Genomic DNA, 12,775 nt, shown 5'->3' on the forward strand with positions numbered 1-12,775 from the left:
CATTCCTTGGAAGGGGCGTTGAGTCTTCGATGATGGAACCGACCGCTTCTCTCGTCCGGCTTTCTCTTGGGCACCTGACCGGCATACGCCGGCGCACCGGCGACTTCTCCGACCAGGTCATCGCCGAGGCGTGCGCCGTCGCACTGTCGTACTGGGCCTCGGGTGACAGCCCCGCCGGCCTCGACCTCACCGCGGGCACCCTGTTCACCGACGTGCTCGCCTGGATCGACAACGGCGGTACGGCGCCAGGCGGTTGGGACGTCGGCGCGGACGGCCGGAGCATCACCCTCCCGGACGGCGTCGTACCGGACGACGCCCAGCTCGCGCTCGACGACCTGGCCGACTTCCCGGACCGGCCGATCGGCACCATCAGCCCCTTGGGCCCGGCGGAGCGGCTGGAGAACCTCGCCAGGTGGAACGACACCGACGCCGACCGGGCCCGCCCCACCCTGGTGGAGATGTTCCGCGAACAGGCACGCGCCAGGCCGAACGCCGTGGCCGTCGTCGACGAACACCGCACACTGACCTACCGTCAAGCAGCGGAGCTGTCGGCTCAGTTGGCGCATCACCTGATCGCAGGCGGCCTCACCGCCGAAGACGTGGTCGGCATCTCCCTGGAACGCTCCGCCGAGATGGTCGTCGGGCTGCTCGGTGTGCTCCAGGCCGGCGGCGCGTTCGTCCCGCTCGACCCGCACTGGCCCGCCGAGCGCCGGGCCGTCGTCATCGAGGACGCCCGGGTCGTCGTACAGCTCAACTCCTCGGGCGAGCACGCCGCGGACGAGCCGGAAGCCGTGGCCGTGGACCTCGGCGACTGGCGTTTCGACGCCCACCCCACCGAGGGGGCCCGAGTCACCCTGCCCGGCGACGCCCTGGCGTACGTGATCTTCACCTCCGGTTCGACCGGGCGGCCCAAGGGCGCCATGATCCGGCACGAAGCGATCAGCGAGCGCCTGTTGTGGCAGATCCACGAGATCCTGGGCTTCGGGCACGACGACGCGTCGCTGTTCAAGGCGCCGCTGTCCTTCGACATCTCCATCAACGAGATCTTCCTGCCCCTCGTCAGCGGCGGCAGACTCGTCGTCCTGCGGCCCGGCGGCGAACGCGACCCGCACCACCTGCTCAGCGTGATCGCCGAACAGCGCGTCACCTTCACCTACTTGGTGTCGTCCATGCTGGACGTGCTGCTGGAGATGGCGGGCGACTCGGGGCGCCTCGACAGCCTCCGACACGTGTGGTGCGGCGGCGAGGTTCTCACTCCCGAACTGTACGAGCGCTTCCGCACCCGGCTCGACATCCCCCTGTACCACGGCTACGGCCCCGCCGAGACGACCATCGGTGTCTCCCACGTCATCTACCGGGGAGCGGCGGAGCGCCTGTCGACGTCGATCGGCAGGGCCAACCCCAACACCCGGCTGTACGTCCTGGACGACGAACTGCGCCCGGTGCCCGTCGGCGTCGGCGGTGAACTGTACGCGGGAGGACTGCTGCTGGGGCGCGGTTATGTGAACGCGCCGGGACTGACCGCCTCCCGGTTCGTGGCGAACCCCTTCGCGAACGACGGCTCCCGGCTGTACCGGACCGGCGACCTCGCGCGCTTCGCCCCCGACGGCTCGCTCGACTTCCTCGGCCGCGCGGACAACCAGATCAAGATCCGCGGCATGCGCCTGGAGATCGAGGACGTCGAGGTCGGCCTCGCCGAGCACCCCGGAGTGCGCCACACCTGCGTCGTCGCGAAGAAGAACCCGGCGGGCGGCACCTACCTGGTGGGATACGTCATCCCGGCCGCCGGCCACGAGGACCTGCGCGCGGACGACGTCAAGGCCTGGGCCGGCGCGCACATGGTGGAGTACATGGTGCCCACCCACGTCGTCGTGATGACGGAGTTCCCGCTCACGGCGAACGGCAAGCTCGACCGGAACGCGCTGCCCGAGCCCGTCGTCGGCACGGCATCGGTCGTCCCACCCACCACCGACGAGGAGCGGGCGGTGTGCGCGGCGGTCGCGGCGCTGCTCCACCTCGACCAGGTCGGAGTCGACCAGGACTTCTTCCGACTCGGCGGAGACAGCATCCTGGCGATCTCCCTGCTGAGCGCGCTGCGCGACGCCGGGCTCTACGTCACGGCCGGGCAGATCTTCACCCACAGCACGGTGGGTGCGCTGGCGGCGGTGGCGAGCCGCGAGGACACCACGACCGTGGACCACCGCGACGTCCCGACCGGAACCGTCGTGGGATCCCCCGTCGTGCAGTGGCTCGGGGAGACCACCGACGCCATCGACGGCTTCGTCCAGTCCGTCGTGCTCAACACCCCGGCCGACCTGACCACCGACGCCCTCGACGCGATCCTCGCCGCCGTCGTCCGCCGGCACCCCATGCTGCGGGCCAGGCTGGTGCGCGGCGCTCGCTGGGGATTCGACATCCCGGAAGCGGAAGCGGAAGCGGAAGCGGAAGCGGCCGCGGCCCTCTGGCAGGAGAGCGACCGGCCGCTCGACGCGTGCCTCGCCCTCGCCACCGAAGAACTGGATCCGGCGGGCGGCGCGATGCTGCGCGCCGTATGGCGCCGTGAGGCACGACAACTGGTCGTCGTCGTCCACCACGTGGTGATCGACGGCGTGTCCTGGCGGGTACTCATGGAAGACCTGGCCACGGCGTGGCGGCAGTTCACCACGGGCACACCGGTCGAACTCCCGCAGGTGGGAACGTCGTTCCGGCGCTGGACCCAGCTGCTGGAGCGCGCGGCCTTCGACGCGGACAGCGCCTGCTTCCGGCGCCCACTGCCGGGACCGGACGCACCGCTGGGCAGACGCGCCCCGACCGTGGACGACACCGTGGCACGCGAGCGGATCCGGACCGTCCCGGTCGACGCCCGGACCACGGCCGCGCTCCTCGGCGAGACACCCGCGAAGTTCCACGCGGGCGTCAACGACGTACTGGTGACCGCGCTCGCCGTCGCCCTCGCCCGATGGCGCCGCGACCTCGGCCAGGACCAGACCTTCGCGCACATCGAACTCGAGGGCCACGGCCGCGAGGCACGATTCGTCGCCCCCTCCGCCGGCTTCGAGCCGGAACTCTCCAGGACCGTGGGCTGGTTCACCACCCTCTTCCCGGTGACCGTCGACCCCGGCACGGCCGCCGACCCCACCGCACCCGAGTACCTGGCCGCCGCTCTCAAGGCGGTCAAGGAAGACCTCGCCCGCGTCCCGGACAACGGCGTCTCCTACGGCGCCCTGCGCCACCTGGCCCAGGTCACCTTCGACGCCCCCGCACCCCAGGTGCTCTTCAACTACCTGGGCCGCTTCGACGCGGGCTCGTCCGACGACTGGCAACTCGCCCGCACCACGGGGCGGCTGGGAGAGAAGCGCGACCCGCGCATGCGCCTGCCCCGCGCCCTGGAGTTCAACGCGATCGCCGAACCCGCCGCCACCGGCGCCTACGAGCTGCTCACCGCCATCTCCTGGCCCGACGGCGTGTTCACCGACGAGGACATCGCGACCCTCGGCACCTACTACCAGGAGGCCCTCACGGGGCTGGCCGCGCTGGAGAACGGCGGCCACTCGCCCAGCGACTTCCGCCCGCTGCCGCTCACCCAGGCCGACGTCGACGCCCTGGACGGCCCGGCACTGCGGGACATCCTCCCCCTGACGCCGCTGCAGGAGGGCCTGTACTTCCACTCGGTCTACGACGACGAAGCCACCGGCAGCTATGTCGAGCAGCAACTGCTCACGCTGAAGGGCGAGGTGGACCCCGACCGGCTCGCCGCGGCGGCCACCCGCCTGCTCACCCTCCACCCGAACCTGGCCGCACGCTTCGTGCCCCTCGCCGACGGCCGCGTGGTCTCCGTGCTGGAGAGCGGAGCCGAGGCGCCCTTCACCACGCTGGACCGCCCCGGCATCACCGACGACGAGATCCGCGCCCACGCCGAGGGTGACCGCCGCGCCGGATTCGACCTGGCCGCCGGCCCGCTGATGCGGTACACACTGATCCGCGCCGGAGCCGGCCGGCACGTCCTGGTGCAGACGGTGCACCACATCGTCGCCGACGGCTGGTCGGTGCCGCCCATGCTGCGCACCCTGCTGGCCGAATACCACGCGCCCGGTTCCGGGTACGCGCTCGGCGGCTTCGCCGACCACGTACGCCGGCTCGCCGGACGCGACGACGAGACCGGCGACCGGGCATGGAGCGAGCAACTGGCCGGACTCCCCGGCCCCTCCCTGATCGCCGAAGGCCACACACCCTCCGGACACTTCGCCGACACCGCCGTGACGGCGGACACCGACATCGACGCGGCGGCCCGGTCGGCCGGTGTGCCGCTGAGCGTGGCCGTGCACAGCGCCTGGGCCCTCACGCTGGGCGGCATCCTGCACAGCCACGACGTCGTGTTCGGCTCCACGGTGTCCGGACGCGACGCGGACGTGCCCGGCATCGAGGACATGGTGGGCCTGTACATCAACACGGTCCCCCTGCGCGCCCGGTGGGCCGCCACCACGACCGGGCGCGACCTGCTCGCCTCCGTCCGGGCCCACCAGAGCGCGGTACTGCCGCACCAGCACGTCTCGCTGGCGCGGATCGCCCGCCGGGCCGGCGCCGGCGCGCTCTTCGACACCCTGGTGGTGTTCGACGTGGCGGCCGACCTGCAGGCACTGCGGCGACCCGGCGACACACTCGTCATCACCGACATCGTCAACGAGGGCGCCCCGCACTATCCGCTGACCCTGGTGGTGGAGCGCACCCCCGACGGCAGCCCGCGCTTCAACCTGATCCACGACGCCGACTTGCTGCGGGAGACCGACGTCCGCGAGATCCTGCGCACGTTCACGCGGAATCTCACCGGCCTGCTCACCCGGCCCGACGCCCCGGTCGGCGACCTGGCGTCCGAGAGCGCCGGGCACGCCGAGCCGGTCGCCTCCACCACCCTGAGTGAACTGTTCGACGCCGCGGCGCGCCGTGACCCGGCCGCCACCGCAGTCACCCAGTGCGCCCTCGACGGCGGCACCCGGTCCCTGACCTACGGCGAACTGGCTCGGCGCAAGGACGAGTTGGCCGCCGTACTGCGCGAGGCCGGTGTCGGTCCCGGCAGGCGGGTCGCCGTCGCCGTGCCGCGCTCCGTCGAGCAGGTCGTCGCCCTGGTCGCCGTCGTCGGCGCGGGCGGGGCCTACGTACCGCTGGACGTGGCGTACCCCGACGAGCGCCTTGAGTACGTCCTCGCCGACTCCGCCCCGCAGGTCGTCCTCGTGGCCCCGGAGCAGCGCGACCGGTTCACGCGGCTGCTGGACCGCGCGGGCGTGGCGGCCCGCGTGTTCGTGCCGGGGGAGGAGCACCCGCCCAGCGCCGCGGAGCCCGGGCCCGGAGCCCGCCGGCACGACCCCGCGTACGTGATCTACACGTCCGGCTCGACCGGCCGGCCCAAGGGTGTCGTCGTCCCGCACTCCAGTGTGGTGACCCTGCTCGCCAACACCCGGTCCGCGATGGCCTTCGGCCCGGACGACGTGTGGGTCCAATTCCACTCCTTCTCCTTCGACTTCGCCGTCTGGGAGCTGTGGGGCGCGCTCGTGCACGGCGCTGAGCTGCTGGTGCCGGAGTACGGGCTGACCCGTTCCCCGGTCGACTTCCACCGCCTGGTCCGCGAGCGCGGGGTGACGGTGCTCAACCAGACCCCGTCGGCGTTCTACCGGTTCGCCGAGGCCGACCGGCACGCGGGCGGGCCGCTGCCCGCACTGCGCCGGATCATCTTCGGCGGCGAGGCTCTGGACCTCGGGCGGCTGCGCGGCTGGGTCGAGCGGCACGGCACCGACTCGCCCGAGCTGGTCAACATGTACGGCATCACCGAGACCACCGTCCACGTCACCCACCGGGTGCTGACCGCCGCCGACTTCGCGCCCGGCTCCGCCACCACCAGCCCGATCGGCGGTCCGGTCCCGGGCCTCGTCACTCACCTGCTCGACGACCGGCTCCGCCCCGTGCCGCCGGGCCGGGTGGGCGCCATCTACGTCGCCGGCGACCAGGTGTCACTCGGCTATCTGGGCAGGCCGGGGCTGACCGCGGGGAGGTTCGTGGCGGACCCGTTCAGGGCGGACGGCTCCCGCATGTACCACACGGGTGACCTCGCCCGCCGCACGTTCGACGGCGAGCTGGAGTTCGTCGGCCGCGCCGACGACCAGGTGCAGCTGAAGGGATTCCGCATCGAGCCGGGCGAGGTGGAGTCCGCGATCCGGGACCTCGACGGCGTGGTCGACGTCGCCGTCACCGTGGCGGACAGCGAGGACCACCTGGTCGCGCACGTCGTGGGCCGGGTGCCCGCGGACCTCACCGCGCTCCTGTCGGCGAGACTGCCCGCGCACATGGTGCCGGGCCGGGTGCTGCCCTTGGACGCCCTGCCGCTGACGGTCAACGGCAAACTGGACCGCGGGGCGCTGACCGAGCGCGCGGTGCTGACACCGGCCGCGAGCGGCGGCGCGTCGAGTGGCGGGGCGCGGAGTGGTGGCGCGTCGGACGGGGGCTCGGGCGGCGGCGCGTCGGACGGCGGCGCCGCGAACGGCGGGAACGCCTCCGCGCTCGCCTCTGTCGTCGGCATCTTCGCCGAGACGCTGCCAGGCTCCACCCCGGATGCCGACACCGACTTCTTCACCGCCGGAGGCGACAGCATCGTCGCCATCACCGTGATCAACCGGGCCAGGGCACTCGGCCTGCCGATCACTCCCCGCGACGTGTTCCTGCTCCGCACCCCCCGCGCACTCGCCGAGCACCTGGACACCCGCGCACCCCGTGCCACGCAACCTGCACCCGCCCGCCACGAGGACGGCCCCCTGCCGCCCACGCCGATCGTCCTGCGCCAGCGGGGACTGGGCGGATCGCTCAGCCGGTTCGCCCAGGCCAGGACGCTGACGGCACCCGACGGGACCGGTTTCGCCGACGCGGAGCGCGCCGCGCGGGCCGTCGTCGCCACGCACCCGGCGCTGCGACTTCGGCTGCGCGTCGACCACGGTGTGTGGTCCCTGCGCACGGAACCCGTCCGCGAGGTCACGGTCGTCCGCGGGGCCGGCACCGACGTGACCACCGCGGCCGACGAGGCGGCCGGCCGGCTCGATCCCGAGACCGGGGGCGTCATCGCGTTCACGTGGCTGGAGGAGAGCCGCACCCTCGTGGTCGCCGTACACCACCTCGCCGTCGACGCCGTGTCCTGGCTGATCCTGCTGGACGACCTGGCCGACGCGATGCGCGGTGCGGACCCGGCACCGCCGACCACGTCGTACGCCGAGTACGCCCGAGCACTCACGTACCGGTCCGCTCACGAGACCGACGGCCTGGCCCACTGGATCACCACGCTGCGGGCCCCCGCACCGTTGCCCGCCGCCCGGAACACGCGCGAGCGGACGATCGTCCTGGCATCCGACGTGAGCGACCGCGTCACGCGAACCGCGCCCGCCGCACTGGGCCTCGGTCTCACCGAGCTGCTGTGCGGCGCCCTGCGCACCGCGCTGACCCGCGTCCAGCCGTCGCCCACCGATCTGGCGGTCGATCTGGAGCGGCACGGCAGGGTCCCGGCGCTCGACCACCACGACTACACCCGCACCGTCGGCTGGTTCACCGCCATCGCGCCCGTACGGCTCACCGCGCACACCGACGCCGTCGCCGCGGCCCGCGAGGTCGCCGAACGCCGGCCGGACGAGCGCGCGCACGTCGCCTACGGCGGGCTCAGGTACCTCAACCCGCAGACCGCCCCGCTGCTCGCCACCGCCCACCCGCAGGTCCTGTTCAACTACCTGGGCAGGGGCGACGAGTCGGAGACGCCGCAGATCACCGGCCAGGACCAGGGCAGCCCGTACGCCGTCGAGGTGAACGCGTGGACCGACGCCGCCACCGGCAGCCTGCACGCGGCCTTCACCCTCGCCGAAGGCATCCCCGACGAGATCACCGAGCACTGGCACCGCGCACTGGAACACATCGCGGACGCCGCCGCGACGGCCGAGCGCACGGCACCGGTCACCCCCCTCCAGCGGGGCCTGTACTTCCAGGCCCAGCTGACGGGCCCGGCCGGGCACTACGTCGCCCAGAGCTACTTCACCTTCGAACGGCGCCTGGACACCGACGCGTTGTCCCGGGCGATGTCATACGTACTCGCACGGCATCCGTCCGTGGGCGCGGGCTTCACCACGGACGAGGACGGGAACCCGGTCCAGGTCCTCGCCGCGGGGCGCCGCGTCGACGTACACACGGTCGAAGCGGCGACGGACGCGGAGGTCGAGGCCCTGCGACTCGGGGACCGGGAGAGGGGGTTCGACCCCGGCGAGCCACCGCTGGTCCGGCTGACCGTGGTCCGCCTGCCCGACGACCGCGACGGCCTGCTGCTCAGCTACCACCTGCTGCTCTGGGACGGCTGGTCGCGGGAGATCGTGCTGCGCGACCTGTTCGACGCCTACCGTGCCGTCCTCGAGGGCGCGCCCCTCGACGCCGTGCCGGCCACCCCGGGCTTCGAGGACCACGCCCGGGCCCTCGCCGCGAAGGACCCGGCAGCGTCGGAACGCTTCTGGGCACAGCACCTCGCCGGCCTGCCGGGCCCGACCCTGCTCGCCGGACCGGCGCCCTCCCTCCCCGACGACCTGCCGCGCGCGCTCGTGCACACGCTGACCACCGGACAGTCGGACGCCCTGCGGGAGGCGGCCCGGACACACGGCGTCACGCTGAACACCGTGCTGACCGGAGCCTTCGGCCTCCTCCTGGCCGCCCGCACCGGCCGCAGTGACGCCGTCTTCGGCGTGACCGTCTCCGGCCGGGAGGGCGAAGGACTGGCCGACATCGTCGGCGTACTGCTCAACACCGTGCCCCTGTGGACGCGGGCCCGGCCGCACGACACGGTCCGTGCCTACCTGACGGCCGTACAGGCGGCCCGGGTCGACGCCATGGAGCACGAGCACCTCGGGCTCGGCGAGATCCAGCGGGCCGGCGGCCACGACACACTGTTCGACAACCTGTTCGTCCTGCAGAACTTCCTGGACCTGGACGCCTTCGCGGAGATGAACGCCAGACACGGCATCACCTCGGTGCGGGCCGACGACTCCACCCACTATCCGTTCACATGGGTGGTCACCCCCGGCGACCGGCTCACCGTCAAGCTGGAGTACCGCGACCACGACACCACGGGCGCCCGGGGCCTCCTCGACGACTACCTGCGCGTGCTCGACGACCTGGCCGGGGCCACGGGTCCGATCGGGGCCCTTCCCGGCCTGGCGCCCGCGCCCGAGCCCGCCGAACGCACCGGCATCGGGACGGACACCGTCGTGGACCGCTTCGACCGGGCGGCCGACCGCGACCCGCGACGGACGGCGCTCGTCGCCCACGGCTCGACCATGACCTTCGCCGAACTGCGGGACCGCAGCCGGGCGCTGGCGGGCGTGCTCGCCCGGCGCGGCATCGGCCCCGGGACGACGGTGGGCCTCGCGCTCCCGCGCTCCCTCGACTCGATCGTGGCCCTCTTCGCCGTACTGCGCACCGGCGCCGCCTACGTGCCACTGGAGCTGGACCACCCGGACGAGCGGATCGCCGCGATCGTCGCGGACGCCCGCCCGGACGTCGTCCTCACGGTGAGCGCGGTATCGCACCGGCTCACCGGCGCCCTCGACCTGATCGAGCTGGACCGTCCGCTGCCCGGGGCCGAGCCGCTCGTGACCTTCGCGCCGGACGATCCGGACCGGCTGCGGCACCCCGCGTACACGATCTACACCTCCGGCTCGGCCGGCCGGCCCAAGGGGGTGGTGACCGAGTACGCCGGACTCACCAACATGCTGCTCAACCACCAGCGGCGGATCTTCGAACCCGTCCTGGCCGCGCACGGCCACCGGACCTTCCGCATCGCCCACACCGTGTCGTTCGCGTTCGACATGTCGTGGGAGGAACTGCTGTGGCTCGCCGACGGCCACGAGGTGCACATCTGCGACGAGGAACTGCGCCGCGACGCGCCCCGACTGGTCGAGTACTGCCTGGAGCACGGGATCGACGTCGTCAACGTCACCCCGACCTACGCGCAGCAACTGGTCGCCGAGGGACTGCTCGACGATCCGGCCCGCCGGCCCGCGCTGGTGCTGCTGGGCGGCGAGGCCGTCACCCCGGCACTGTGGCGACGGCTGGCCGAGACCGAGGGCACCGTCGGCTACAACCTGTACGGCCCCACCGAGTACACCATCAACACCCTCGGCGTCGGCACCTTCGAGTGCCCGGACCCGGTGGTGGGGGTCGCGATCGACAACACGGACGTGTACGTGCTGGACCCGTGGCTGCGCCCCCTGCCCGACGGCGTCCCCGGCGAGCTGTACGTCGCGGGCGTCGGCATCGCGCGCGGCTACCTCGGGCAGCCCGCCCAGACCGCGCACCGCTTCGTCGCCTGCCCGTTCGGCGCACCCGGCGAGCGCATGTACCGCACCGGCGACCTGATGGTGCGGCGGTCCGACGGGAACCTGACGTACCTCGGCCGCACCGACCAGCAGGTCAAGATCCGCGGCCACCGGGTCGAACCAGGCGAGGTCGAGGCCGTGTTCGCCGCGCACCCGGCGGTGCGGTTCGTCGCCGCCGTCGCCCAGCCCGACCCCCAGGTCGACGGCGCGTACCGGCTGGCCGCCTACCTCGTGCTGGACGGCGCCGACCTGGCCGAGGTCGCCGCCGAAGTGGGCGCCGGGCTGCCGGACTTCCTGCGTCCCACGCACTACGCCCAGGTCGACGGCATCCCGCTGACCGTGAACGGGAAGGCCGACACCAAGGCACTCCCGGAGGCCAAGCCGCTGGGCGCGCTGACCACGGCGGGGGAGCGCGCCCCGGAGACGGAGACCGAGACGACGGTGTGCGAACTCTTCGCCGAGGCACTGGACCTGGACGACGACGAGGTGAGCGCCGTGAGCGACTTCGCGGCCCTCGGCGGACACTCCATGCTGGCGGTGCGGCTGACCGGGCTGCTCCGCCGGGAGTACGGTCCAGTGATCACGATCCGCGATCTGTTCACCCTGCGAACCCCGGAAGCGATTGCCCGCCACCTCGATGACCACTCCTGACACCCAGCGGCCCCGCGCGGGGTCCGACATCCTCCGTACCGCCCTGCGGCGCAACGTCGGCGCGATGGCCTGGGGCACCGTGCTCATGGGCCTCTACCAGGCCGGCGAGACCGCCTTCCCCATCGCGCTCGGCCTCATCGTCGAGCACACCATGCGCCACCGGAGCCTCGACGCGCTCGGCATCTCCGTCGCCGCGCTGGCCGTGATCATCACGACCGTGTCGCTGTCCTGGCGGTTCGGGATGCGGATCCTGCAGAAGGCCAACACGACCGAGGCGCACCGCTGGCGGGTCCGGGTCGCCGGCTGCGGACTCCAGCCGGTGGCCAGGGACGTCGACCTCAAGTCCGGCGAGGTGCTGACCATCGCCACCGAGGACGCCGACCAGACCGCCGACATCATCGAGGTGGTGCCGCTGCTGATCAGCTCGCTGGTGGCGGTGCTGATCGCGGCGGTCGCACTGGGACTGGCCGACATCCGGCTGGGACTGCTCGTCATCGTGGGAACCGTGGCGATCCTGTCGGTCCTGAGCGTGATGTCCAAACGCATCGGCTCCAGCACCCGCGAGCAGCAGGCCCGGGTGGCACGGGCGGGCGCCAAGGTCGCCGACCTGATCATCGGCCTGCGCCCGCTGCACGGCTTCGGCGGCAACCACGCGGCGTTCCGCTCCTATCGCCGGGTCAGCACCGACGCGAAGCACCAGTCGGTCACCGTCGCCCGGGTGGGCGGCGTCTACGCGGGCACCGCACTCGCCCTCAACGCGGTGCTCGCCGCCGCCGTGACCCTCACGGCGGGCCGGCTGGCCTTCGAGGGACGGATCGACATCGGTGAGCTGGTCATGGCCGTGGGCCTCGCGCAGTTCATCATGGAACCGCTGAAACTGTTCTCGGAGATGCCGAAGTACGTGATGATCGCGCGCGCCTCGGCCGAGCGGATGGCGCTCGTCCTCGGCGCGCCGCCGGTGACGACACCGGGGCGGGAGCGGCCGGCCGACGGCGCGGACCTGGAGGTCGACTGCGTCCGCCACGGGACGCTGCGCAAGGTGCGGTTCCGGGTGTCCCCCGGCGAGTTCGTGGCCGTCGCCGCGTACCAGCCGCGCGCGGCGGCCGACCTCGCGGCGATCCTCGCCCTGAACGTCCCGCCCGACGCGTACGAGGGGACGGTACGGGTCGGCGGACGGGACCTCGCGGACCTGGAGGTCGAGGCGGTCCGCGAGCATCTGCTGGTCAACCCGTACGACGGCGAGATCTTCGCGGGCACCCTGCGTTCCAACATCGACCCGTCGGGCACCAGCCGCACGGTCCCCGAAGCCGTCGAGGCCTCGATGCTGACCGACGTCGTCGCCCTGCACCGGGAGGGGCTCGACTACGCCGTTCGCGACCGGGGCGCCAACCTCTCCGGGGGCCAGCGCCAGCGGCTCTCCCTGGCCCGCGCCCTCGCCGCCGACACCGACGTCCTGGTGCTGCGCGACCCGACCACGGCCGTGGACGCGGTCACCGAACAGCTCATCGCGCGGGGCGTCGCCGAGCTGCGCCGTGGCCGCACCACCCTGGTGATCACCAGCAGCCCCGCCCTGCTGGACGCCGCCGACCGTGTGCTCGTCCTGGACGAGGGCGTCGTCACCGCCGAGGACACGCACCGCCACCTCCTGGCCACCCGGGAGGAGTACCGCCTGGCGGTGACCAGGTGACCAGGTGACCGGGTGACCGGGTGACCGGGTGACCAAGTACCCCCGTGCGGAATGT

Annotated in this window: 2 protein-coding genes; both read left to right on the forward strand. The window is 72.9% G+C overall.

The annotated features are described in order from the left end of the window. Window positions 1-29: 29 nt before the first annotated feature. Window positions 30-11,033, forward strand: a complete 11,004-nt coding sequence (locus ABS735_RS16165; protein WP_373905477.1) for a non-ribosomal peptide synthetase — start codon at window positions 30-32, stop codon at window positions 11,031-11,033. Next, window positions 11,020-12,720, forward strand: a complete 1,701-nt coding sequence (locus tag ABS735_RS16170) for an ABC transporter ATP-binding protein (RefSeq protein ID WP_373905476.1) — start codon at window positions 11,020-11,022, stop codon at window positions 12,718-12,720. The genes ABS735_RS16165 and ABS735_RS16170 overlap by 14 nt, the downstream gene beginning before the upstream one ends. The last annotated feature ends 55 nt before the right edge of the window (window positions 12,721-12,775 follow it).

This window comes from Streptomyces sp. MMCC 100, from assembly GCF_041538145.2.
Lineage (GTDB): Bacteria > Actinomycetota > Actinomycetes > Streptomycetales > Streptomycetaceae > Streptomyces.

Bases quoted from the DNA above. Each gene is read 5' to 3' on its own strand.
- ABS735_RS16165 (WP_373905477.1), top strand. From the start codon at position 30: ATGATGGAACCGACCGCTTCTCTCGTCCGGCTTTCTCTTGGGCACCTG.
- ABS735_RS16170 (WP_373905476.1), top strand. From the start codon at position 11,020: ATGACCACTCCTGACACCCAGCGGCCCCGCGCGGGGTCCGACATCCTC.